13 protein-coding genes and 1 tRNA gene are annotated in these 24,485 nt (G+C 73.1%); 9 read left to right on the top strand and 5 right to left on the bottom strand.

Annotated elements, in window-relative coordinates; genetic code table 11:
* Nucleotides 1-142: 142 nt before the first annotated feature.
* Together ASF71_RS24705 and ASF71_RS08070 are read left to right on the top strand one after the other, a co-directional pair.
* Complete coding sequence (locus tag ASF71_RS24705; RefSeq protein ID WP_200939678.1) at nt 143-316, top strand: hypothetical protein; 174 nt, start codon at nt 143-145, stop codon at nt 314-316.
* Between the two features lie 218 nt (nt 317-534).
* Entirely contained in the window at nt 535-10,725 is a 10,191-nt protein-coding gene (locus ASF71_RS08070) for a translocation/assembly module TamB domain-containing protein (RefSeq protein WP_235514236.1), read from the top strand.
* Between the two features lie 67 nt (nt 10,726-10,792).
* Here ASF71_RS08070 and ASF71_RS08065 read toward each other — a convergent pair whose 3' ends face one another.
* Both ASF71_RS08065 and ASF71_RS08060 read right to left on the bottom strand, forming a co-directional pair.
* Nucleotides 10,793-11,242, bottom strand: coding sequence for a hypothetical protein (locus ASF71_RS08065; RefSeq protein ID WP_056297741.1), 450 nt, complete (start codon nt 11,240-11,242; stop codon nt 10,793-10,795).
* 133 nt (nt 11,243-11,375) lie between these two features.
* The gene (locus tag ASF71_RS08060) at nt 11,376-13,526 is read right to left on the bottom strand and encodes an ABC-F family ATP-binding cassette domain-containing protein (RefSeq protein ID WP_056297737.1); all 2,151 of its coding nucleotides are present in this window, start codon (nt 13,524-13,526) and stop codon (nt 11,376-11,378) included.
* Nucleotides 13,527-13,667: 141 nt separating this feature from the next.
* Here ASF71_RS08060 and ASF71_RS08055 point away from each other — a divergent pair, with 141 nt between their 5' ends.
* Entirely contained in the window at nt 13,668-14,045 is a 378-nt protein-coding gene (locus ASF71_RS08055; RefSeq protein ID WP_056297734.1) for a hypothetical protein, read from the top strand.
* Between the two features lie 128 nt (nt 14,046-14,173).
* Here ASF71_RS08055 and ASF71_RS08050 read toward each other — a convergent pair.
* Nucleotides 14,174-14,248 (bottom strand) — tRNA-Val (locus tag ASF71_RS08050).
* Between the two features lie 188 nt (nt 14,249-14,436).
* A complete protein-coding gene (locus ASF71_RS08045; protein ID WP_056297731.1) occupies nt 14,437-15,906 on the bottom strand; it encodes an amidase family protein in 1,470 nt (489 codons plus the stop codon).
* Between the two features lie 164 nt (nt 15,907-16,070).
* Here ASF71_RS08045 and ASF71_RS08040 point away from each other — a divergent pair, with 164 nt between their 5' ends.
* A complete protein-coding gene (locus ASF71_RS08040; RefSeq protein WP_156372672.1) occupies nt 16,071-16,970 on the top strand; it encodes a prephenate dehydratase in 900 nt (299 codons plus the stop codon).
* 28 nt (nt 16,971-16,998) lie between these two features.
* Here the strand turns inward: ASF71_RS08040 and ASF71_RS08035 are convergent, their stop codons facing one another.
* Nucleotides 16,999-18,135: a S9 family peptidase gene (locus ASF71_RS08035; RefSeq protein WP_156372671.1), complete on the bottom strand. Its 1,137-nt coding sequence runs from the start codon at nt 18,133-18,135 to the stop codon at nt 16,999-17,001.
* Between the two features lie 30 nt (nt 18,136-18,165).
* On the opposite strand from ASF71_RS08035, the gene ASF71_RS08030 reads away from it, so the two are divergent.
* The 5 genes from ASF71_RS08030 to ASF71_RS08010 all read left to right on the top strand — a co-directional run bounded on the left by ASF71_RS08030 (nt 18,166) and on the right by ASF71_RS08010 (nt 24,467).
* A complete protein-coding gene (locus ASF71_RS08030) occupies nt 18,166-18,816 on the top strand; it encodes a hypothetical protein (RefSeq protein WP_235514233.1) in 651 nt (216 codons plus the stop codon).
* 9 nt (nt 18,817-18,825) lie between these two features.
* Nucleotides 18,826-19,125 (top strand): YciI-like protein, encoded by a 300-nt coding sequence (locus tag ASF71_RS08025; protein WP_056297722.1) that lies wholly within the window; start codon nt 18,826-18,828, stop codon nt 19,123-19,125.
* A gap of 2 nt (nt 19,126-19,127) precedes the next feature.
* Nucleotides 19,128-19,685, top strand: coding sequence for an HAD family hydrolase (locus ASF71_RS08020; protein WP_235514232.1), 558 nt, complete (start codon nt 19,128-19,130; stop codon nt 19,683-19,685).
* A 283-nt stretch (nt 19,686-19,968) separates the two neighbouring features.
* On the top strand, nt 19,969-23,730 hold the full coding sequence (metH, locus tag ASF71_RS08015; protein WP_235514231.1) for a methionine synthase: 3,762 nt from the start codon (nt 19,969-19,971) through the stop codon (nt 23,728-23,730).
* Nucleotides 23,727-24,467 carry a methylenetetrahydrofolate reductase gene (locus ASF71_RS08010; protein ID WP_056297716.1) on the top strand — a complete coding sequence of 247 codons (741 nt, stop codon included), beginning with the start codon at nt 23,727-23,729 and terminating at the stop codon, nt 24,465-24,467. The genes metH and ASF71_RS08010 overlap by 4 nt, the downstream gene beginning before the upstream one ends.
* The last annotated feature ends 18 nt before the right edge of the window (nt 24,468-24,485 follow it).

Raw genomic sequence — 24,485 nt, 5'->3', positions numbered from 1 at the left:
GGCGGGAGGGTGCCTGTACCCACCTGCCCTGGCCTGCTCCTCGGCCGCCCGCAACTCCTTCCCACGTCCTGCCCGGACTGCCCCACCCCTTTCAAGGCGAGGTCAAGAGCGCCGGCCGGGACCTGACGGTATGCTGCGTTACATGGAAGGACACCAACTGACCCACCGCGCGGCGACACCGCCGCTCTCCGCGAGCATCTGGGTGCTGGCGGTGCTGGGGATCGGCGCGCTGCTGGGCATCGGCACGGCGGCGGCGCTGCTGGCCCGCAAGGACCGCCCCCTACCCGACGATCCCGACGAGCCCCTGTTCATCTGAGCCGCGCCGCGTCCGGGACCCGGTTGTCCTCACGGGTTGCCGCCGTCCCGGCGGGGCGAACGCATACCCCTCACCTGACCGGCAGCGCAGAGGACGCCGCGCTCACGTCCCTCACGCCCAGGCTCTAAGATGACGCGGATGGTCGGCCGTTCTCTGCCCTGCACGTTGCTCGCCGCGTCCCGGTTTCCTCGGGGCGCGGCGAACTGTGCGGGGCGGCCATGAGCGACCGCCAGCGCCGGGCCGCCCCCGCCTCTACGCGGCCGCGCGCGGCCCGGCGCTGGCCCTGGGTGCTGCTGGGCTCGGGGCTGCTGCTGGGGGGGGTCGTGGCGTACTCGCCGGCCCTGTTCGGCGGGCTACTGCTCACGCGACTGGGGGGCAGCGGCGTGCAGGCCGGGCGCGTCACCGGACCGCTGTGGGCGCCCCGGGTCGAGGGCGCGCGGGTCGACCTTCCGGGCGTGAGCGCGACGGTGGGAGCAGGGGGCGTGACGGTCACGGGCGTCAATCCCGCCACACGCACCGTGCGGGTCGCCGTGGCGGTCGACCGGGCGAACGTGGACCTCAAGCTCAGCGAGCTGCTCGGGGGGGCGACCGGGGGCGGCGGGGGGGCGGCGAGCGGCGGCTGGAAGGTCGTGGTGAGCGGCGTGGACATCCGCGACTCGGCGCTGCAGGTGGACGGCCAGGGCGTCAACGTGCCCAACCTGCGCGCGAAGGTGGACCAGGGCGAAGGCGGCCGCCTGAAGGTCGAGGGCGAGACCGACGACGGCGCGTTCACGGCCGGGGTCACGGTGGCCGAGACGGCAGCCGGCACCAACCGTTTCACGGTGGACGTGGACGCCGACGCCCGCATCGCCCGGCACTACTGGAAGGGTGTCGAGGGCGGGCGCATCACCGGCCGCTACGTGGTAGGCGACGGCCCCCTGAAGGGCGACCTGCGCCTGAGCGGCGGCGAGCTGCGCGTGCCCGAGGCCCGGTTCGTGCGCGTGACCGGCGTGACGGGGCGCGCCACGCACCGCGGCGAGCAGATCAGCTTCACCCTGGCCGGGCAGGGCTGGGACGGCCCCGTCACTGCGCGCGGCGGCGTGGACCTCGGGGCCCAGAACTGGACGGTGAGCGCCGACGCCACGCCCACCGTCGCCGGGCTGGCGCGCGCCGTCGGCACGACCGGCCAGGGCACCCTGAAGCTGCGGGTCACAGCCGGCGGCTGGACCACCGTGCGGGTCAAGGGCTACGCGCAGGCACAGGGCACGGTGGCGGGCGTGCCCTTTGAGGCCGCCAGGGCCGAATACACCTTTCTCAGTGCCGACAGCACCTCCGCGGCCGGAGAGACCGTAAACGGGCAGACCAACGACCTGGCCTTCAGCGCACGGACCCGGCTGGCCGGCGCGCAGACCCTCACGGGCCGCTTGGCCCTCGGGCGGGCGGGCACGGCGGCGTGGAAGGGCGACTTCGCGGGTCGGCCGCTGGACCTCACGGCGGGCATCAACGCGCGCAACGTCGTCACGCTGGGGGGCGCGGCGCTCGGCGGGCCGCTGGAGGCCCGCTACGCGGTCAAGGGCGGAACCCTCTTGGCCACGCTGAACCCCGACTACGGCGCGGCGCGGGCCCGCGTGGCCCTGAGCGGCACCGCCGAGAACCTGCGGGCGACCGTCAGCGGCGGGCAGGCCGGGCCCTTCGCCCTGAACGGCAGCGCCCGCTACGACCGCTCGGGCCTGCGCGCGGACCTGGGGACGGTCCGGCTCGACCTCGACCGGCAACTGCGCGGCACCTGGGCAGTCCAGAATCTCGTCGGCGCGGGCGTCACGCTGGGCGGCACCGGCACCCTCAACCTGCCCGGCGGCGCCCTGAGCGGCAACGTGAGCGCGCGGGTCCCCGGCCTCGAGAAGACGCTCAGCGGGCCTCTGAACCTCGACTTCCTGCGGCGCCGGGCCACCTTCCGCTCGGGCGAGCAGGCGCTGGGCTGGAACGGCGAGACCTTCACCCTGCGCGCGCGCGACCTCGCGGTGACGGGCGGCGCGGCCGTGAGCGGCGACCTCTCGGTCAATACCAACCTGGAAGCCGTGGGCGAGCTGCGCGCCGAGGGCAACGGCTACGACCTGCGCGCCGAGGCGCTGGGCACGGCGGCCCGCGTGCGCGGCACGGTCGGCGGCGTGACCGTGCTGGCCGACACCGACCTGCGCGCGCCCTACCGCACGGCTGCCCGCATCGAGGGCACCGATATCCGGGGCAGCCTGAGTGTGCAAAGCGGCGTGCGCTTCTCGCTGACTACCTTGGGCGACACGGCCAGCGGCCTCATCGACGGCGCCGACTGGCAGGCGACCGGGCGCGTGAACCTCGCGGCGCTGCGGCCACTGCTTCCCACGGTGGCCAGGCTGGGCGGCACGGTGGACCTGAACCTCGCCGGGCTGGGCGGCTCGGCCCAGGTGCAGGCGCAGGCGGCGGGCGCCACGGTCGCCGGCACCCTGACCCGCCGGGGCGACACCGGGCAGACGCCCATCGGCACCGTGACGGCCGACCTGCGCGCCGGGCTGCCGCTGGGCGGCGAGGCGGCCGAGGCCACCCTGAGGGGCCGGGTCTATCCCGACGTGCAGGCCAGCGGCGCGGCGACCTTCATGGGCCAGACGCTGCGGGCGACCGTCGCCGGTCCCTACGGCGCGCTCGCAGCCCGGCTGAGTGGGCGCACGGGCGAGCTGTCTTTCGGTGGGGTCAGCGTGCCGGCGCAGGACATCAACGTGACCGGCACCCTGACCCCCGCCCTGAGCGCGCGCGGGCGCTGGGGCGACCTGGGGGTCACCTATGACGGGCGCAGCGGTCTGGTGCGGGTGGCGGGCGCGCAGACCCTGACCGCCTTCGGACAAACCGGGCAGGTGCAGGGGCGCGCCACCTGGGGACCGGGTCAGGGCGGCCGTGAGGCCTTCCGGGGCGCGGTCGAGGCACGCGGCACGCTCGACCAGTACACCGTGGCCCTCAACGGCCCCTGGGACCGTCTGAATGTCCTCGTGACCGACGGCGAGGGCCTGCGTGCCGAGGGCCGGGCCTCGCTGCCCGCCGGGCGCTACGACGTGAACGTGCGCGGTCCCCTGACCGTACCGGGCGCGGGCGGCGACGGACGACTGCTCGTCGACGGCAACATCCAGGGCACCGGCGCCAGCCCGCGCGGCACCCTGAGCGTGCGCGACAGTGCGGGCGGCGCCGCCACCGTGACCCTGCGCGGCTTCGGTGATCTCCAGGTGGACGCCCGGCGCCTGACCCTGGCGGGCCAGACCCTCGAGGGCCGCCTGAGCGCTTCGGGCGGCGTCCTGAGCGGTCGTCTGCGCGCCGGGCCACTGGACGTGATCGCCGCTGCCGGGCGCATCTCGGCCTCGGGGACGGTGGCCGGCCAGACGGTCCTGGCCTCGGGCCGCCTGACCCTGCCCGCGACCGTCTCGGACCTGAACCTGCGCGTGGACGGGCCGTACCTGAGCGCCCGCGCCACGGGCGGCGTCTCGAACCTCAGCGGGACAGTCCGGCTCAAGGCGCAGCGCTTCGGGTCGGGGGCGGCGGCGCTGGTCGTGCCGGCCCAGACCCTGCCGCTGAGCGGCTCGCTGACCGGGGCGCGCGTGCGCCTGGGCGGCCTGACCTACGCGGGCGGGGCCTGGGCCGGGCGCTTGGGCCTGCGCTACGCCCTGGAGAGTGCGGCGGGGACGCGGCCCGGCACCCTGAGCGTGGCCGGCGACGGTCCGCGCCTGAGCGCGGTACCCTCGGGGCCGCTGAGCGGGCGCCTCCAGGTCCTGCCGAGCATCGGTGGCACCCTGAGCGCCGACCTCACGCCCTTCACGGGCCTGTTGCCAGAGAACCTGCGCGCCGTGATCCGCCCCGGCCGACTCGTGGCCGAGGTGCGCGCGACCGGCGCCGACGTGTCGCTGACCCAGACCCGGTATGCCGGCGCGCCGCTGGGCCTGGACGCCCGGCTCGACTGGCGCGGCGGTGTGGACGCGCGGCAGATCGTTGCCCAGGGCGTGCTGACCCACCCCGGTACCCGCCTGCCGGTGCGCCTCGCGGGCGGCACCCTGAGCGTGAGCGGCGGCCGGGTGGACGCCCGCGCGCTCTCGCCCCTGCTGGCCAGCGCCGGGCTGGCCGACGCCGACCTGGCCGGAACAGGGCTCGGCGACGTGACGGGCTCGGCCGCCCTGGACCTGAACGTGCCCGACCTGGACTTCGCGCGGGCCAGTGGGCAGCTCGGCGTGGACCTGCGGACCAGCGGCGAGCTGCGCAACCTGCGCGGGAACGTGACCCTGCGCGCCGGGCAGCTCGCCGCCGACCTGGGGGGTACGGTGTCGGGCATCTCCGCAACGGTGCGCGGGCCGGTCTACCCGCAGGCGGACGCGGCCCTGACCGTGCGGTCCCAGGCAACTGATGGCCCCCGACTGAGCGCCACCCTGCGCGGCAGCGCGGCCGAGACCCTGACCCTCACGGCGACGGGCGCGTATGCGGGCCGCGACCTAACGCTGAACGCCAGTGCCCAGGCCATCGCCACGGAGGCGGCGCGGGCCACCGTCAGTGCCTCCACCTCGGGCGCCACCCTCGACCTCGGGCTGACGCGCAGCGCGGGGAACGGCCTCGGCGCGTGGCGGGTCGCCGGACAGCTCGCCGCGCCGGACCTGCAACCCCTGGCGGGCGTGCAGGGCGCCCTGAGCGCCACGCTGGGGGGCACGCTGGCCGACCTGCGCGCGCAGGCCAGCGGCCAGGCGGCCGGGGCGCGCTTCACCGTGCCGGCCCGCTACGTGGGCGGCGCGCTGCGGGTCGACGGCGCCGTGGCGACCCTGACGGGGAGCGCGCTCGCGGGCACGGTCGTGCGCGTCTCGGGACCGGTATACCCGGCCCTCGCCCTGAGTGCCCGCGCCGACGTGAACAAGGTGGTACCGGGCCGCTTTACGGCGCAGGTCGGCGGCGACTTCGCCAAGCCGGACGTGAACGTGCAGGGTCTCCTGACTGGGGCCATCGGCGGCGAGCACGGCGAGGGTCTGGCGGTCGCCGGCACGCGACTCACCGCGCGGCTGCTGGGCCAGGACTGGAAGGTCGCCCTGACCGGCGAGACCGTCAACGGCCCCCTGCGCGGCCGCCTGGGCAGCGGAGCGCCCGGCGGCCTGCTCAATGCCCGGCTGAACCTGAACACCCGCTACCGCAGCGGCGAGGCCGACGTGGCCCTGACCGGCGCGACCGGCTGGAACGCCCGCGTGGGCTGGCTGGGCCGCCTGCGCGCCGTGGGGCCGGTGCCGGGCGGGGCACTCGACGCCGCCCTCAGCGGCGGCGGACCACTGAATCTGGCCGGCACCCTGGGCAGCGGCGCAAAACAGGCCAGCTTCAGCGGCGCGCTGGGCGCGGGCCTGCCGCTGCGGCCGGGCGGCACCCTGACCCTGAACCGTCTGGACGCTGGGGCCTTCTGGGGCCGGCCCGGACAACTCGGCGTGGGCGGCACACTGACCCTGGGCGGCGCGGCCTGGAACCGTGTCGAGGCCACCTTCGCCGGGCGCACCGAGGACACCCTGGGCGAGCTGAGCGGCGACGTGCAGGCCAGCTACCGCGCGGGCGACGTGGCCCTGAGCCTGAGCGGCCCGGCCCTGAGCGGCGCGGCCACCCTACGGGGCGGGCGTTACGACGCGGCCCTCAAGACGCCCTCGCTGCGGCTGGCACGGCTGCTGCCCGCCACGCTGGATGTGGACGCCCTGACCTTTGCGGGCACGGCCGAGGCCCACGGCACCCTCGCGGGCGGTCCCGAGAGCTTCAGCGCGCGCAACCTCGCCCTGCGCGGCGAGCAGGGGCAGGTGGGGCCGTTCAGCCTGTACGGCTCGGCCGAGTACCGCCCCCAGGGCGAGGTGCTCAAGGCCGACCTGCGCGGCAGCCTGCGCGGCGGCCTGCTGAGCGCCCAGGGCAGCCTGCCCCAGGGCCTGAAGGTGCAGGTCAATGGCGTGCCCACGGCCTACCAGGGCGCGGCCTCCTTCGGGACGGGCAAGGTGGACGCGGCCCTGACCCTGACCGGGCAGGCGCGCGACCCCAGCGTCTCGGGCACCCTGAACGCCGTCACCGACGCGCTCGCCGCCCGCCTGACCCTGAGCGGCCGGGCCAGTGACCCGCACCTGCTGGCCCGCGCCGAACTGCGCGGCCAGGGTCAGGGCGGCGCGCTGTACGCCGACGTGCAGGACATCGACCTCGCGGCGGGCACGGCAAGGACAAGCGTGTACGGCAGCGTGCAGGCCTCGGGCAACCGCGCCGACGTGAAACTCCAGGGCCAGTGGCCGCAGCTCTCGGGCACGGTGCAGGCCAAACTGGGCGCGCTGGCCGACCCCCTGACCCTGCGCGGCGACGGCCGGGGCGGCTATGCCTTGGACGCCGGCAGACTCGGCGGCGGTGACGTGACCCTCACGCGCGCGCAGGGCTTCATCCCCACGCTCTCGGGGCGGCTCGATCTCACCCCGCTGGGGCTGGTCGCGGGAAGCAGTGGCCGGGCCACGGTCGCCGCGACGCTGGGCGGCACGGTGGCCGCCCCCACCCTGGCCGCGACCGTCACGACCACCGGGGCGGCGGTGTCGGGCGTCTCGCTGGCCGACCTGACCGGCACGCTGAGTGGCAGAGTCAGGGGCCTGAGCGGCGCGCTGACCCAGGACGGGGCCGAGGTCGCCCGCCTGACCGGTCAGACCGTGACCCTGCGCGACTTCGCACTCGAGGCCGCCGGAAGCCGTGTGCGTGTCAGCGGCGCGGCGGGCCTGAACGGCGTGGCCGACCTGGCCCTCACAGCCGCCGGCAACGTCTCGGGCAACCTCAAGGCGAGCTACCGCGCCCAGGCCCTCGCGGTGCAGGGCAACGTGTCGGCGCAGGGCCTGAACGCCGCCCTGAACGTGAAGGCCGACCCCTACACCGGCTGGCACGGCACGGCGCGCGTGACCGGCGGGCCGCAGGGCGTGCTGACCCAGCCCGCTGACCTCACGCTGTCGGGCGCCTTCGCGCGGCCGCTGCTGACCGGCACGGCGGGGCTGCTGGGGGCAGGGGCGCGGCTGATAGCCGACGCGCGCGGCGTGCAGCTCCGACTGGTGGACGGCCCCGGAGCGACGGCCAGCGGCGCGGTCGAGCTGCGCCCCATTCCGGCAGGCCAGAGCGGCGCGGGCCAGTGGCAGTGGCTGGGCGCCACCAGCCTGAGCCGGCCCGAGCTGAGTCTGAGCGTGACCCCCAGCGGGCTGCTGGCCGATCCCCGGCTTGTCCTGAGCGTGCGCCGGGGCGAGTGGCGCGCGGCGGGAACGGCGAGCCGCGCGGCGGCCGACCTGAGCGTGAGCGACGGCGAGACCGCGGGCCGCGTCCTCTGGAACGGCGAGCAGGTCACGGCCGACCTGCCGGGCCTGGACCTCGCACGCTTAGACGTGGGCGGTCTGAGCGGCCGGCTAACGGCGAGCGGGTCGGTCGGCTCGCAGACCCGCGACGGGGCCTTTACGTTCCGGATCGCGGGGGTCCGTGCGCCGCAGGAGATTCCCTACCTGGGGCTGCCCCTGGCCGGCGACGTGAGCGGCGAGGTGCGCCTGGACGCCGGACGCCCCCGCGTGCAGGCCACGGCCGCCCTGAGCGCCGGCACCCTGAATCTCACGGCGGCGCAGTCGGCGGCCGGACCCTGGACCGGCACGCTGGCCGGGCAGCTCCGCAAGGACGCGGGCGCGCTGAACGTAAACATTCGCGCCGCCGACTCGGGGTTGACCGGCACCGTGGGCGTGACGAGCTACCCGGTCGAGATCTCGGGGCAGACCCTGACGGTGGGCGGGCAGATCGGGCTGACCGGCCAGAGCTTTACGGGCAGCCTGCGCGCGGGCAACGCGATGGGCAGCGCGCAGGTTACGGCCGAGGGGGGGCTGGCCGACCTCGTGCCGGCGCTGGGCAGCGTGCTGGCCGTCAGGCCCACCGGCGAGGGCTACAGCGCCCGCGCGATCCTGAACGAGGTGGACCTGGGCGAGCTGAAGCTGCTGCCCGGACTGGGCGGCCAAGTAAGCGGAGAAGCCAACCTGAACGACGGTGGCGGCACCTTCTTCGTGCAGTCGGCGGGCCTGAACCTCGGCACGCAGACTGAGGCGGCGCGGGTCGAGGGCACCCAGGTGGCGGGCAACTGGCGACTGCGCGGCTACCTGGGCCGGTCGCAGTTCACGGCCGGCCTGGGCGGCGGCGAGGTCTTCGGGCAGGCGACGTTGCAGGCGCTGCCGCTGGGCGCCCTGGTGGGGGCCGCGACCGGCACCACCCCCGGCGAGGGCGTCGTGACCGGCATCGCGCGTTTCCGGGTGCCACTGGCAAATCCGGCAGCGGGCACGGCGACAGTGGTCGCCGAACGTATCCGCGTGAGCGCCAGCACCACCGCGGCCGAGGCAGCGGCCCTCGCCCAGACGAAGACGGTGGCCCCGGCAGCGGCAGTCGCCGCCGCACCCCTGACCCCTGCCACCACCCCCGCGACGAGTCCGGCGCCGGGCACTACGGTGGACGCCGCCAGCGGCGTGCGCACCGAGACGCTGGTGGGCAGCGGCACGCTGGACTACGCGGCGGGCGAACTGCGCAACATCAACGTCCAGCTCTCGGGCGCCGGCACCTGGGACGTGCGCGGGCAGTACACCCGGCAGAAGGTGGACCTCAGCGCGCAGTTCACGGGCACGACCTTCACGCCGGTCCTGCGCCTGATTCCGGGCCTCGCGGAGTTGCAGCCCAGCCTGCGCGGCAGCCTGACCCTGAGCGCGGCCGGCACCTACGACCGCCCGCGCGGCCTGCTGCGCGCCCAGAACCTGGTGGGCAGCGTGGCGGGCCTGAGCGTGCAGGTGCCTGAATTTGCCGGCGACCTGCCCGACAGCGGGGCCTTCACGGGCGGCGGGCGCGTCCTGACCGGCGGCACGGTGGGCACCGACGGGCGCGTAGACCTGAAAGGCCAGCTCACCCTGGGGCGGCTCTCGGGCACGGGACTCACCTTCAGCGGGTTGGTGGCTCCCGAAGCGCTCGGCGCGCTGCCGAACACGGTCGTCACCCTCTCGCAGCAAAGCGCGGAAGCCGGGCAGCCCGAGCGCTGGACCGTCTCCGGCCAGAGCACGAGCACCAACCCGGCCACGGGCGCGGGGACCCTGGCCCTGAGCGGCACGCTGTCGCCGCTGGACCTGAGCCTCGCGGCGCGCAACTACAACCTGCCCCTCGCCGCGATCTACGGCCGCGACAGCGCCCTGACCGGCGACCTGCGCGCCGTGACCGAGGGCCAGCTCATCCGCGTGAGCGGCGCGGCCGATTTCGCTCGCCTCACGCTGGGCCGCGTCAATTCGCCCACCACCATTCCCGGCCCCGGCGAGAGTGCCCAGGCCGGTACCGACGGGCGCACCACCGACAACTTCGCCAGCCCGCTGCCCGAGCAGTACACGACCTTTCCGCAGCCGCAGGAGGAGGGCAAGGAGACGCCGACCCCGCAGCGGCCCTTCCTGGAGCGCCTGGTGCTCGACGACGTGCGCGTGACGGCCCCCAACGGCATCCGGGTGGACGAGAACCTCGCGCGCGCCGAGTTCGGCACGACCGGCCTGACGATCTCCGGCACGGGCGCGCGCCCCCGCATCCGGGGCGAGATCCTGGCCCAGCGCGGCACCCTGTTCCTGCGCGAGAACGAGTTCAACATCACCCAGGGCCGCGTGGGCTTCGGGGGCGAGGGCCTGTATCCGACCTTCAACATCACGGCGCGCGGCACGGTGCCGGGCACCGTCATGGTGAACGGCCGCTCGGTGCAGCAGCAGGTCCCCATCGCGCTCTCGGTGGCGGGCGACTTCCGCACGGTGGCCGGCCGCCCCAACGTCCTGAACCTCGAGACCACCCTGAGCTGCCCGGAAAACAGCGGCGCCGCCTGCGTGAACCCGGCCACGGGCACGGCCTACGGCGAGCCGGAGCTGTACGCGCTTGTCGTGACCGGCGTGCCGGACCTCGCCAGCCTGCCCAGCAACCTGGGCACCCTGGGGGCCAGCGCCCTGCGCACCGCCCTGAACGTGTTCGTGCTGGGCGAAATCGAGCGCACCCTGGCGCGCGCCCTGGGCCTGGACGTATTCCGCCTGACCCCGACCCTCTCCACGGACGGCGACGTGAACGCCACGATCACGGTGGGGTCGTACCTGACGCGCGAACTGTTCTTGCAGTACCAGACCGACCTGAGCGGCAACGGCCTCGTGGACGCCTCGTACAGCACGCCCGACGGCCGCTTCACGTTCCGGGTCAGCACGCCGCTGCGGGGACTGAATCTCGAGAGCATCCGGCCCAATTTCAGCGCTGACTACAACGTCAGCCGCCGCGCCAGCCTGAGCCTGGGCGTGACCACCACCCCCAGCACCGGCTCGGACCCCGAGAGTACGCGCGTGCGGTTCGGCGTGACCTACCGCTTCGGCGTGCGCTGAGGCCGGGGAGTCGCGAAATACAGACGCCGCCCCGGCACGGCGGCCGGGGCGGCGAGCACACGCGCGTTTAGGCGCTGACGCTGGCGCGGGGTTCCAGGGCGTAGAAGGCCACGACGGCGACCAGGGTACCGACCCAGCCGGGAGCGCTGCCCAGTTCCAGCTCGAAGATGCGGCCCAGGACCGTGCTGCCGAGCTGCCCCGAGAGGTGCTCGCCCTGCTGCTGCGCGACCACGTTCCAGCCGACGATAGGCTGGCCGAAGAATCCGGTCACCCGGTCCACGCCGCGCAGGGTCAGCTTCTGGCTGCCGACGTTGCCGCGCAGTTCGCCGGCTTCCAGCTCGATCTTGACGCTTTCGTTGCCGACCGTGCCCTGCACGCCGCGCTCGGTGATCTCGAGTTCGATGTCCTTGCCGTGCAGCTTGCCGCCCGCGCGGCCCACGATCTTGTCGCCTTCGATGGCGCAGCGGATGTCATAACCGTCCGCGCCCCCGAGGCGTCCCTTGATGAGATCTTCCATAACCGCGAGTATAGCGAAAGACACCTTCGGCGGAGGGGCAGCGTTCTGCCCCTGTCGCCGCATGAGGGGGGCAGGCAGCGACTGCTGGACTGGACCTGAGCAGCCGCGAAAGCGCGGCCGGACGAATCCGGGCCTATCCGGCCTGCACGCTGGGCTCCAGTTGCGGTTCCTCCGGCGGGCGTACCGGGCGTACCACACCGGTCCGCTCGAAATACTGCCGGCGGGTCAGGACCAGTCCTCCTTCGCCCAGTTCCGCGCGGCCCACGTTCCAGCGTTCGAACAGCACCCGCAGCGCCCCGGCCAGCAGCGCCGCGCCGTACCACGCCTCCACGGGGGCCGAGAAGCGCAGGGTCCGGCCGTCCCAGGCGAGATGCGGGCAGGTCTCGTCGTGGGCCGCCCAAAACATCCCGCCTCCGCTCCCAGCGGCCTCCCAGTCGCCCAGACGCTGCGCCCGCACGGTCAGGGGCGGCTCGCGGACCTCGGCGTCCCACTGCGGAGCCGCGTGGACCTCGGCATATAGGCCGTACAGCTCCTGTTGCAGCGCATGGGCCTGGGACCGCAGCCGGCCCTCCTCGCGGCCCGTGAGGCTGCCGGGCAGGGCATCGAGCTCGCGGCGCACCTCGCCCAGACAGGTTTCCAGTCGCCCCAGACGCTGCCGGGGCGTGGGCGGAGGGGGCGGCGGCGGCGGGTCGCCCTCCAGGCTGCGGGCCGGGTCCTCGTAGCCGCGCGCGCCCCAGCCGGCGACCTCGCGCAGTTCGCGGTCCTCGATAATCCACAGCCGCGTGGCGACCTCGCGCGCGAACCGGCGGTCGTGGGTCACGATAACGACTGCGCCCGCGTAAGCCTGCACCGCGTCCTCCAGCGCCTGCAACGCCTCGACATCCAGGTGGTTGGTCGGCTCGTCGAGGAGCAGCACGTCGGCGCGCAGCGCACTGACGAGGGCCAGCCCCGCCCGCGCCCGCTCGCCGCCCGAGAGCTGCTCCGGGGTCTTGGGCCAGTCGGCCTCGGTGAAGCCCGCGCGGCCCAGCAGGCCGTTCGTGCGGTTCCCGAAGCGGCGAACGAACTGCGCGTGCAGGCCCTCGCCGGGCGTCAGGCCGTGCCAGATCTGGTCGAGACTGGCCACCGTGACCCCGCCCGCGAAGTTCAGCGTGGGGGGCGCGGCCCGCTCGGACGCGGGCGGATCGGCGAAGGTCTCGCCCGACAGCAGCCGCATCAGGGTGGTCTTGCCGGTGCCGTTGGCGCCCATCAGGGCCACGCGGTCCCCCTGGCGCAACTTGAAGGCGGCGCCCGTGAGAATCAGGTGCTCGCCGTAACTCTTGGACAGGTGATCGCCCCAGGCCACCACGCGCGCGCGCGCCGTACCCGCCAGCAGCCGCATCCGGACCCGGCGCTCGGGCAGCGGCGCCTCGGCGACTTCCACGCGGCCGGCCCGTGTGCGCAGCGCCGCCGAGCGCCGGCCCCGCAGGTCCAGCCACTCGGCGCTGCCCTCCAGCCGCCCGCGCTCCTGCCCGCTCAGGCGGGCGGCGCGGGCCTGGGTCCGCCGCTCCAGGTCACGCTGCGCGGCGGCGCGGGTATAGCCGCCCGCGTACTCGGTGGCTTCGCCGCCCGCCAGCCACAGCGAGCGACCGGCCACTGCGTCCAGAAAGTCGCGGTCGTGGCTGGTGAGTAGCACCCCGCCGGCGAAGGCCCGCAGTTCACCTTCCAACCACTCCCGCATCCGGATGTCGAGGTGATTGGTCGGCTCGTCAAGGACCAGTAGGTCGGGTTCCTGAGCCAGGGCCAGCGCCAGCGCCAGCCGGGTGCGCTCGCCGCCCGAGAGCGTGGCGGCCTCGCGGCCCTGAAAGCGCGTGAGGTCGAGCATGCCCAGGATGCTCCGCGCCCGCGCCGGCCACGCGTAGGCCTCGGCGGCGTCCAGCCGGGCGTGCAGGGCGCTCCAAGCGGTAAGGCGTTCGGGGTCGCCCAGGTCAGCCTCCAGGGCCAGCAACTCTTCCTCGGCGTCGCGGTAGGGGTGCGCGGCGTCCACCAGTTCGCGCACGCTGACCCCCGGCGGGTGGGCGTGGTGCTGCGCGAGGACCGCCACGCGCAAGCCCGGCGCCCGCCACACCTCACCCTCCTCGGGGCGCAGGTCGCCGGTCAGAATTCGCAGCAGTGTGGTCTTGCCCGCGCCGTTGCGGCCCAGCAGCGCCACCCGCTCGCCCGAGGCCACACCCAGCGACACGTCCGCGAGGACCGGGCGCTCGCCGTAGGTCAGGGAGAGGTGTTCGGCGCGCAGCAGCGTGGACATCAGCAAGGAGGGTAGCAGCCGGGCACGCCGCAGACTCTGGCCCTGGCCCCCATGCCGTCCCCACGAATCGTTGAGACTTCCGGCGCGTGCAGGCTTCCCGGAACCTGTCCCGGCGACCCCGCCGGCGTGTTATGTACAGGCATGAACCGGCGCTCCGCTCTTCTGGCCCTGTGTCTCCTCGGCGCCGCCTCGGCGCGGCCCAACCCCGACCGCCTGGGCATCTGCTACGTCTTCGCCGCGGGCAAGCTGTCGCTGCGCGCGCCGTGCGTGGTCAGTCCCGGCTACGGCGCGGGCGCGCAGTACGTCGCCCTGACCATCGGCACGCGGCAGTACAACCTCGAATTTCCGAACCTCAAACCTGACCAGCCCCCCACACTCGACGGTCGCGCGGCCCTGGCCTACCGGCGCGACGCGAGCTTTCTCGCCGTCCTGAAGGGAAAACCGGAGGAAGGCGAGGAGTACGTCGACTGCGTCAAGACCCGGGACGGGCGGACCGACCTGTGTTACTCCGTGCCATAGAAAGCCGCCACGGAGAAGGCCACGTCACAGAACCCCTGGGAAAACGGCGTGAGGTGTATCCAGCCGGTGTACGCAGAGCGAAGGCCACCCGTGAAGGTGGCCTTTCTGCTGTCCTGCCTGCATGTTCATGGTGGGCGGTGAGGGATTCGAACCCCCGACCCGTCGCGTGTAAAGCGAAAGCTCTACCGCTGAGCTAACCGCCCCTGTCCATGCAGCTTGCCACTCTAACCGCCCACGCGGCCGAGTGCAAGCCATGTCCGCTGGGCGCTGGCCTACCAGCCGTCTCTTTAGACCGGGCCTCTATGTCTTCAGCTGTGGCTGCTGCGTGTCTCCCGGACCCTGCACAGATCATGAGGGACCAAAAGCGCCGCAGCGCCGGAGCATGAAATGCCTACGGCACGCTCACCGGTTCACTGTCGCCCTCATCCACGGCCCAGTCGGGTGGGAACTGCACACCACCCAGCGCGCGGTTCAGGCCCGAGGCGATCGAGAGCAACCGGGCGTCGCTGCCCTCGGGGCCGACGAGCAGCACGCCGCCGGGCCGGCCGCCCCGCGCGAGTGGCACCGGAACCGCCACGCTGGGATAGCCCGCCCGCGCCGCCTCGGCGCAGCCCCGGATGCCGGGAAACACGGCGGCGGCGAGGCCCTGCGCGAACAGCACGTCGAAGCCCTCGGTGCGTGAGAGCCGCAGGTCACGCTCGCGGGCCTGCCGGTACGCCTTCTCCGAGAGGTCGCCGCGCGTGCCCTGGGCGGCGTGCAGCAGCGTCTGGCCGTAGCGCAGGGTACGGGCCGGATCGGCGTCGTTCGCCGCAACGACTTCCGCCAGCGACCGCGGGCCGTCCGTCACGCCGCCCAGGTAGGCGTCGAGCCCCGGCCGGAACTCGTAGACCAACACCTCCAGCTGCCAGCCCCCGGCTCCGTCGGCCGCCCGCGCCGGCCACGCGAAATCGTGCGGGGCCGCGCCCGCCGCGCGCAGGGCCTTCGTCACGGTCTGGAGGGCCTCCTGCTCGGCCGGACTCAGCCCCGGCTCGTCACTGACGATGCCCAGGTGCGCCCCCGAAAGGGCCCACGGGTCGAGGGTGAGGTGCAGCGGCCCGAAGCGCCGGCTGGCCTCGTCGGCCGCGTGGGGGCCGGCGATCACACCCAGGATCAGGGCGGCGTCGCGGGCGCTGCGGGTGATTGGCCCAGCAGTGTCCTGGCTGTGGCTGATGGGCACGATCCCCGTGCGCGGCACGAGTCCCAGCGTGGGCTTGAGGCCGATGACGCCGTTCTGGTGCGCCGGACTGACGATACTGCCACTCGTCTCGGTGCCGATGGCCGCAGCGGCCAGCCGCGCCGCGACCGCCGCGCCGCTGCCCGACGAACTGCCTCCCGTGTCGTGCGCCGGCCCACCGGGCTCATTCCAGGGATTGACCGTCTGACCGCCGTGCGAGGAGTACCCGTTGGGCATCCCCAGCGTCATGAAGTTGGCCCACTCGGTCAGGTTGGCCTTGCCCAGGATGACGGCCCCCGCCGCGCGCAGCCGGGCGACCAGCGGCGCGTCCTGGGCCGGCACGTGGGCGCGCAGCAGCGCGCTGCCGGCCGTGGTCGGCAGCCCCGCCACGTCGATGTTGTCCTTGATGAGCATGGGCACGCCGTGCAGCGCGCCGCGCTGTTCGGCCGCCAGGGCGTCGAGCGCCCCGGCATCGGCAGCAGCCTGTGGGTTGACTGCTAGGGCGGCGCGCAGCCGGGGATTGATGGCCTCCAGGCGGGCGAGGTAGGTCAGCGTCACCTCCAGGCAGGTCAGGTCTCCCCGGCGGGTGGCCGCCGAGAGCGCGCAGGCGTCGAGGTCCAGAATCGGGTCGGGCACGGGCAACGGCATGGGCCCACTCTAGAGCCCTCTTCCCGCAGGGGCGCGGCCCCGGCATTGGGGCAAGGTCCATGCTTGTCCCCGCTTCCCAGCCGGCGCGGCGCCCTGGCCCCTGCCCAGCGCACGTCTACCTCGGGGCCGCCCCGGCGCGCGGCCCGTGCGCTAGCCTGCGCCGCATGAGCGTTCCGGCCACGACCCCGCAGGCCATCCCCGACCCCGACTCGGCCGGGCAGGCCGCCCGCACACCAGCCGGCCCCACCGTGGCCTTTCAGGGCAACCCCGGCAGCTACGGCGAGATCGCCGCCCTGAACGCCCTGCCGGGCGTAGGCCAGACGCGCGGCTACCCCACCTTCCACGAGGTCGCCCGCGCGGTCGAGTCCGGCGAGGCCGACTACGGGGTGCTGCCGGTCGAGAACAGCCTGATGGGCGCGATTCTCCAGGCCATCGACCTCCTGAGCGACACCGAGCTGCACGTCACCGGCGAGGTGGTCGTGCGCGTCTCGCACTGCCTGATGGCGCTGCCGGGCGTGGAACTCGGCGACCTGCGCCGGGTCTACAGCCAGCAGCCCGCGCTCGACCAGTGCACGGGCCTCATCCGTAGGCACGGTTGGCAGGCGGTTGCCGCGCACGACACTGCCGGGAGTGCGCGCGACCTCGCCGAGCGGGGCGCCCGCGACGAGGCCGCCATCGCCAGCCGCCGCGCCGCCGAGCTGTACGGCCTGAACGTCTTGCAGAGCGAGGTCGAGGACGAGCCCTTCAACTTCACCCGGTTCATGACCCTGGCCCGCCACGAGCCCGCGCCGTCGGACGCGCCGCACAAGACCAGCCTGGTTTTCGCGGTGCGGCACACGCCGGGCTTTTTGCTTGAGGCCCTGAACGAACTGCGCGGCCTCAACCTCTCGCGCATCGAGAGCCGGCCCCGGCGCGACCGCGCGTGGAGCTACCTCATCTATGTGGACATTGAGGGCCGCGCCGACGATCCCCAGGTGGCCCTGGCCCTGGCCGGCGTGCTGCGCAAGGCCAGCTACGCCAAAATTCTGGGTAGCTACCCAGCGGCGATGGGAACGGTAGGCTGAGGCGCGGAGCCTCGCCCGCGCCCCTTCTTCAGCGCCGCACCTGCGCCTTCATCCAGGCGGCCATGTCGTTCATGGGCTGGGCGGCCATCGGCGCGAACACGTCGCGGGTGAGGTCGGCGGCCGGGCCGAGCGAGTGCCCCAGGCCCGGGTAGAGCTTCAGGGTCGGGGACACGTGGCCGGCCGCCCGCAGCGCCGAATCCAGCTGCCGGGCGTACTGCGCACTGACGTTGCCGTCGTTCTCTCCCTGGAGGATCAGGACCGGCATCCGCAGTTCGGGGGCCAGTCGGCCCAGCGTCGGCAGTGAGGTGGCCGGAGCGTAGAGCGGCGACGCCGCGGTCAGGAGTTCGTAGAACCCCTGGATTCTGGGTTCGACCTCGGCCCGCAGGTCGAGCTGCCCGTCGCCGTCGGTGTCCAGAATGGTCGCGAGTTTGGGCTGCTGCGGCGTGCTCTCGCGGTCGAGCAGCAGCGCGGCCTGCGACTTCGCCAGGGGGCTGCCCGGTCCCCCCAGGGCCGAGAGCACGCCCTCCAGGCCGATCTTGCCGCCCTGGGCATAGGGCGTGAGGTAGGCCAGCCCGGTGGTGGCGAACTGCCGGGCAAAGGTCTCGGCGAAGCCGGCCACGACCGGCCCCTGCACGATCAGCCCGCGCGCGCCGGCTTCCTGGGCCAGCGAGGCGGCCACGACGCTGCCCTCGCTCCAGCCGTACACGAAGACCTGCCGCGCCTCCACTCCGGGCTGGCGGCGAGCCGTGTCCAGGGCCGTGCGGGCGTCGGCCAGGAGGTCGCGCATCGTCAGGGCGGCGTAGCCCGTCTGGGCCGCCTGGGCGGTGGCCGGCACGAAGGTCTGGGCGGCGTAGCGCTTGTCGTAGCGCATAACCGCGAAGCCCTGCGCGGCGAGGCGGCGGGCCAGGGCGCCCAGCGACCCCTGTACCACGCCGCCGGGCACCGCGTAGCTGCCGTCGCGGTCCTCGGGGCCGGTGCCCTGGATGAGCAGCACGAGGGGCGCCGGCGCCGCGCCGCCCGGCAGCAGCAGCTCGGCGCGGCTGGGCACCCCACCCAGGTTCAGGGTCAGGGTGCGTGAATGCACGCCGGCCGCGCCTCCTTCGGCGCCGCCAGCCTGCGCGGCGCCGAGCGTCAACGAGAGCATCAGGGAAACGAGTCGCTTCATGCTCAGACCCTAGACCGTACCCTGCTTCCCATGAAAGGCCCCGAGGGAAGCAGCTTTCCGCCCGGCACGCTCACGGTCGTGGACCCGGCCCAGGCCGCCGTGGTGACCGACCGGACCGAGTTGCGCCGCCTGGCCCCGTTCATGCGCGGCGAGTGCACCGTGACCGAGGCGGCCACCGCGCTGGGTCTGGGCCTGACTCCGGCCTACAAACTGGTGCAGCGGTATCTGCGCCTGGGCCTGCTGAGCGAGAGCCGCCGCGAGGCGCGCGCCGGGCGGGCTCTGCGGCACTACCGCGCGCCGGGCGCCTTCTATGTGCCCTTCCACGTGCGGCCCTTCGAGCAGATGGGCGAAGCCAACCGGGGTGCGGGCCTACAGGCGTTCGAGCGCAATCTGGAACAGGCGATGCACACCCGCACCTGGGAAGGCTGGGGCAGCCTGAGCTGTTTTACGCCGGCCGGGGACGTGTACTACGAATTCGTCTCCGAGGCGGGTGAGGTCTGGGAGCCGCTGGCGCGCGGCGCGCCGCTCATCCTGGCCGGCTGGAACCGCGTCACCCTGAGCCCTGAGGAGGCCCGCACCTTGCAGCGCCAGCTGGCCGGCCTGCTCATTCCCTACCTGAACCGCCAGGGCACGGGTGAGCCGTACCAGGTGGGCATGTTTCTCGCCCCGGACAGGCCGTAGGCTGAGGCCATGCGCCACTTTCTGCTGCTGTACCGCTTCCGCTACGCCGACCACGCCGAGCGCCGGGTCCCGTACCGCGGAGCGCACCTCGCCCACGCCCAGGCCGCTGCCGAACGCGGCGAACTGCTCCTGGGCGGCGCGCTGGAAGACCCGATGGACGGCGCCGTACTGCTGTTCCGCGCCGAGGGGCCGGAAGGGGCGCGGGCTTTTGCCGAGGCCGATCCCTACGTGCAGGCCGGGCTGGTCGAGTCGTGGGAGGTGCGCGGGTGGACGACGGTCGTGGGCGAGGGGGCAGCCCAGCGGGTCTAGGGGTGGCCCCACAGCCAGCGCGCCCCCTGCTCGTCCTCGACCTGGACGAGACGCTGTGGCACGGGGACGACACCGCGCAGGGGCTGTCATTCGCCCTGCGCCCGTTTCTCGGCGAGTTCCTGCGGCAGGTAGCCGAGCACTACGACCTCGCCGTGTGGACCTCGGCCAGCGGGGAGTGGATGCAGGCCGGGCTGGCTGCCGTACAGGCCGAGACCGGATTTGACCTCGCCGGGCAGGCCTTCTTTCTCTGGGACCGCTCGCGCTGCTCGCTCCGGCGGCTGGAGGACGGCGAGTACGGCTGGCACAAACCTGCTCGCAAGTTCCGCGCGGGCTGGATCCGGGCGCGTTACCCCAGAGAACGCATCCTCGCGCTGGATGACGTGGCCGAAAATTACACCACCGGGTACGGGCATCTGGTCAGGATCAGCGTCTGGACAGGCCAGCCGGACGACCGGGCCCTAGAAGACGCGGCACGCTATCTGGTGTCCATCGCCGATGAACCCGACCTGCGCGCCCTCGAAAAGCGGGGATGGTCCGGCCGGACCCGGCCAGAGGGCTAAACCACCCCCACTTTTCCCCCACATCACCCGCGCTATCCTGGCCCCATCGCGCCCCCAAAGCGCGGTCATCCAGAGGCGTCCGAGGGAATTTTCTGGCCCGCCGACGACGCGGCAACCGGCCTTCATCTCGGCAGCGGTGCCCCCAGAAAAGTTCCCGTGTGGGTGCGCCGACGATGGCGCGAGCGGCAACGATGGCCCAGCCCGATGACGCCGCCGAGGTGCTCATACAGACGCGCAAGACGCTTCCAGGCCGCCCAGCGCGGCTGTTTTTATAGGGGTAGACGTGACGACGCAGACCATCCGCCCGGATATCCGGACCGAGGCGCACAAACGAATCCTGATCCTCGACGGGGCCTGGGGCACGCAGCTTCAGCGCGCGGGCCTCACCGAAGCCGACTTCCGCTGGCCGGAGGCCGACCCCCTGCGGATGTACCGGGGCAACTTCGACCTGCTGCAACTGACCCGGCCCGACGTGATCCGCCAGGTGCACCGCGACTACTTTGCGGCGGGCGCCGACATCGCCAGCACGAACACCTTCAACTCGACGACCATCTCACAGGCCGACTACGGCACCGAAGCCCTGGCCTACGCCATGAACGAGGCCGGCGCACGGCTGGCGCGCGAGGTGGCCGACGAGTTCACGGCCCAGGACGGCAAACCGCGCTGGGTGGCGGGCAGCGTGGGCCCGACCAACCGCACCGCAACCCTCTCGCCGGATGTCGAGCGTCCCGAGTTCCGCAACGTGACCTACGACGGACTGGTCGAGGCCTATACCGACGCCGTGCGCGGCCTGATGGCGGGCGGGGCGGACCTCATCCTGCTGGAGACGGTGTTCGACACGTTGAATGCCAAGGCGGCCCTGTTCGCCTGCGACGAAGCCTTCGCCGCCGAGGGCCGCCGCCTGCCGGTCATGCTCTCGGGGACCATCACCGACGCCTCCGGGCGCACGCTGAGTGGGCAGACGCCCGAGGCCTTCGCGGTGAGCACCGAGCACGCCCGCCTGTTCTCGCTCGGCCTGAACTGCGCTCTGGGGGCTGACCTGCTGCGTCCCCACCTGCGCGCCATCGCGGCGAACACGGGCGCGCTGGTGTCGGTCCACCCCAACGCGGGGTTACCCAATGCGTTCGGCGAGTACGACGAGACGCCCGAGCACACGGCCTCGGTGCTGGCCGACTTCGCGCGCGAGGGGCTGGTGAACATCGTGGGGGGCTGCTGCGGCACCACGCCCGAGCACATCCGCGCGATCGCCGACGCCATGAGCGCCCTGCCGCCGCGCACCGCCCCCGAGCGCACGCCGTACCTGCGCCTCAGCGGCCTGGAAGCCTTTACCCTCACGCCCGAGACCAACTTTGTGAACGTGGGCGAGCGCACCAACGTGACCGGCAGCCCCAAATTCGCGCAGGCGATCTTGGCCGGGGACTACGACGCGGGTCTCAAGATCGCGCGCCAGCAGGTCACGAACGGCGCGCAGGTCGTGGACATCAACTTCGACGAGGGAATGCTCGACGGCGAGGCCGCCATGGTCAAGTTCCTGAACCTCCTGGCCGGAGAGCCGGACATCAGCCGCGTGCCGCTGATGCTCGACTCCTCGAAGTGGGAGATTCTGGAAGCGGGCCTCAAGCGCGTGCAGGGCAAGGCCATCGTCAACTCGATCAGTCTCAAGGACGGCGAGGAGACGTTCCTGGCGCGCGCGCGGCTGCTGCGGCGCTATGGAGCGGCCGCCGTGGTCATGGCCTTCGACGAACGTGGGCAGGCCGACAACCTGCAGAGGCGCCAAGAGATCACGGCGCGGGCGTACAAGTTGCTGACCGAACAGGCCGGCTTTCCGCCGCAGGACATCATCTTCGATCCCAACGTGCTGACGGTGGCGACGGGCATCGAGGAACACGACCGCTACGCCCTGGACTTCATCGAGGCGACGCGCTGGATCAAGGCGAACCTGCCGGGCGCGCTCGTGTCGGGCGGGATCTCCAATGTGTCCTTCAGCTTCCGGGGCAACAACCACGTGCGCGAGGCGATGCACGCCGTGTTCCTGTACCATGCCATCCGCGCGGGGCTGGACATGGGCATCGTAAACGCGGGAATGCTGGCCGTGTACGCCGACATCGAACCCGAGCTGCGCGACGCCGTGGAGGACGTGATTCTGGCCCGCAGGCCCAGTACGGGTGAACACAGCGCGACCGAGCGGCTGCTGACGCTGGCCGACCGCTACAAGGGCGTGAAGCGCGAGGCCGCCGCCCAGAGCGCGTGGCGCGAACAGCCGGTCGCCCAGCGGCTGACACACGCGCTCGTGCAGGGCATCACCGACCATGTCGAGGCCGACGCCGAGGAGGCGTACCGCGAACTCGGCTCGCCCCTGAAGGTCATCGAGGGGCCGCTGATGGACGGCATGAACGTGGTCGGTGACCTGTTCGGCGCGGGGCAGATGTTCCTGCCGCAGGTCGTCAAGTCGGCGCGCGTAATGAAGCGGGCGGTGGCGTATCTCACGCCCTACATGGAGGCCGACCAGCAGGAGAGCGGCGGCAAGGGCAAGGTGCTGCTGGCGACCGTCAAGGGCGACGTGCACGACATCGGCAAGAACATCGTGGGCGTGGTGCTGGCCTGCAACGGCTATCAGGTGACAGACCTGGGCGTGATGGTCCCGACCGAGAAGGTGCTCGACGAGGCCACGCGCATTGGCGCGGACGTGATCGGTCTCTCGGGCCTTATCACCCCCAGCCTCGACGAGATGGTGGGCGTGGCCCGCGAGATGACGCGCCGGGGCATGAAGCAGCCCCTGCTGATCGGCGGCGCGACCACCAGCCGCGCCCACACGGCCGTCAAGATCGACCCGGCCTACGAGGGCACGGTGGTGCACGTGCTCGACGCCAGCCGCGCCGTGACGACCACCTCCGACCTGCTGGCCGACGAACTGGGTTACCGCGAGCGCATCCGGGGCGAGTACGACGCCCTGCGCGAGCGCCACGGCGGGCGGCAGGTGCGCCTGATCTCTATTGGGCAGGCGCGCGAACGTGCGCCGAAACTGGCGGCCCCCACGCCGCCTGCGCCGCGCCAGCCAGGCCGCCAGATCATCGAGCAGCCGATTTCGGGGCTGCTGGACTTCATCGACTGGACGCCGTTTTTCATCGCCTGGGAGATGAAGGGTATCTACCCCAACATCCTGACCGACCCCCTGCGCGGCGAGGAGGCCCGCAAGCTGTTCGCGGACGCCCAGGCGCTGCTGCGGCGCGTGGTGGACGAGGGACTGCTCCAGGCACGCGGCGTGATCGGGCTGTGGCCCGCGCACCGGGAAGGCGACGACATCGTCCTCGAACCTCTGGAGCACGAGGGGACGCTGGACCACCGCACCCATGAGGCCGCCGCCGGGCGCGGGAGCCTGCCCGACCGCCCACGCCTGCATACCCTCCGCCAGCAGCGCGAGCAGAGCACGCCGAACGTGGCGCTGGCCGACTATGTGGCCGGGGGAGCCGACCACATCGGCGCGTTTGCCGTCGCCATCCACGGGGCAGAGGAACTCGCCCGAGCGTTCGAGGCTGCGCACGACGACTACAACTCCATTCTGGTCAAGGCGGTGGCCGACCGACTGGCGGAAGCTTTCGCCGAGAAGCTGCACCGCGACGTGCGCCGGGAGCACTGGGGTTACGCGCCGGACGAGCAGCTGGGCAACACCGACCTCATCCGCGAGCGCTACAACGGCATCCGCCCCGCGCCGGGCTACCCCGCGCAGCCCGACCACACCGAAAAGCGTACCCTGTTCGCGCTGCTGGGCGCGGAGGAGGTCGGCCTGAGTCTCACCGACTCGTGCGCCATGTTGCCGGCCGCCGCCGTGTCGGGGCTGTACTTCGCGCACCCCGAGGCCCGCTACTTCGCCGTGGGGCGAATCGGCAGGGATCAGGTCGAGGACTACGCCGCGCGCAAGGGCTGGCCGCTGGAGGAAGCCGAGCGCTGGCTGGGGCCGCTGCTGGCCTACGACCCGGCCGCCGCGCCGCTGCCTGCCGAGGTGGCGGCTTCGGGGTCGGCCCTCGGCGCCGGGGGAACGGCGTGACCCGCATCTCCCTGGAACTCGTGCCGCGCAGCCGCTCGGGCCTGCGCGCCGAGCTCGCCACCGTGCGCGAGCATTTTCCGGGCGTGGACACGGTCAACGTGCCCGACCTGACGCGCTTTTCCACCCGTTCGTGGGAGGGGTGCGCCTTCGCGCGGCCGCACCTGCGCGCCATTCCGCACATCCGTGCCATCGACCTCAACCCCAAGGAGCCGCTGCCCATGTCGGGCCTGCTGCTCGCGCACGAGATCGACGAGGTGCTGATCGTCACTGGCGACGCCCCCAGCGACATGACGCGGCGGGTCTACAACGTGGACGCCGAGGCCGCCATCCGCCGGTTCCGGCGCGAACTGCCGCACGTGCGGGTGTACGCGGGTCTGGACCCGTACCGCCAGTCCTTCGCCCGCGAGCGCGACTACCTGGAGCGCAAGCTCGAGGCGGGCGCGGTGGGCTTCTTCTCACAGCCCTTTTTCGACCTGCGGCTGATGGACACCTACGCCGACCTGCTGCCCGACGGCGCCGAGATGTGGTGGGGCGTCACCAACGTGACCACCGAGGGCTCGGCCAACTACTGGAGCTCGCGCAACAACGCGGTGTTCCCCCGTTCCTTCGACCTGTCGCTGGAGTGGAACCGTACACTCGCCGCCGCCGCCCTGCAATTTGCCCGCGACCGGGGCCAGCACGTGTATTTCCAGCCGATCCGGACGGATTTGCGGGAGTACCTGGAAGGGATCTTGTAGCAGAAAACCCCTCTCCCC

The sequence above is a fragment of the Deinococcus sp. Leaf326 genome, from assembly GCF_001424185.1.
Lineage (GTDB): Bacteria > Deinococcota > Deinococci > Deinococcales > Deinococcaceae > Deinococcus.
Note: the sequence above shows the minus strand (reverse complement) of the source record. Positions and strands in the feature narration are given on the sequence as shown.

What these genes read in the sequence shown, in the direction of transcription:
- ASF71_RS24705 (WP_200939678.1), top strand. Translation starts at nt 143, where the DNA reads ATGGAAGGACACCAACTGACCCACCGCGCGGCGACACCGCCGCTCTCC.
- ASF71_RS08070 (WP_235514236.1), top strand. Translation starts at nt 535, where the DNA reads ATGAGCGACCGCCAGCGCCGGGCCGCCCCCGCCTCTACGCGGCCGCGC.
- ASF71_RS08065 (WP_056297741.1), bottom strand. Translation starts at nt 11,242, where the DNA reads ATGGAAGATCTCATCAAGGGACGCCTCGGGGGCGCGGACGGTTATGAC.
- ASF71_RS08060 (WP_056297737.1), bottom strand. Translation starts at nt 13,526, where the DNA reads ATGTCCACGCTGCTGCGCGCCGAACACCTCTCCCTGACCTACGGCGAG.
- ASF71_RS08055 (WP_056297734.1), top strand. Translation starts at nt 13,668, where the DNA reads ATGAACCGGCGCTCCGCTCTTCTGGCCCTGTGTCTCCTCGGCGCCGCC.
- ASF71_RS08045 (WP_056297731.1), bottom strand. Translation starts at nt 15,906, where the DNA reads ATGCCGTTGCCCGTGCCCGACCCGATTCTGGACCTCGACGCCTGCGCG.
- ASF71_RS08040 (WP_156372672.1), top strand. Translation starts at nt 16,071, where the DNA reads ATGAGCGTTCCGGCCACGACCCCGCAGGCCATCCCCGACCCCGACTCG.
- ASF71_RS08035 (WP_156372671.1), bottom strand. Translation starts at nt 18,135, where the DNA reads ATGAAGCGACTCGTTTCCCTGATGCTCTCGTTGACGCTCGGCGCCGCG.
- ASF71_RS08030 (WP_235514233.1), top strand. Translation starts at nt 18,166, where the DNA reads ATGAAAGGCCCCGAGGGAAGCAGCTTTCCGCCCGGCACGCTCACGGTC.
- ASF71_RS08025 (WP_056297722.1), top strand. Translation starts at nt 18,826, where the DNA reads ATGCGCCACTTTCTGCTGCTGTACCGCTTCCGCTACGCCGACCACGCC.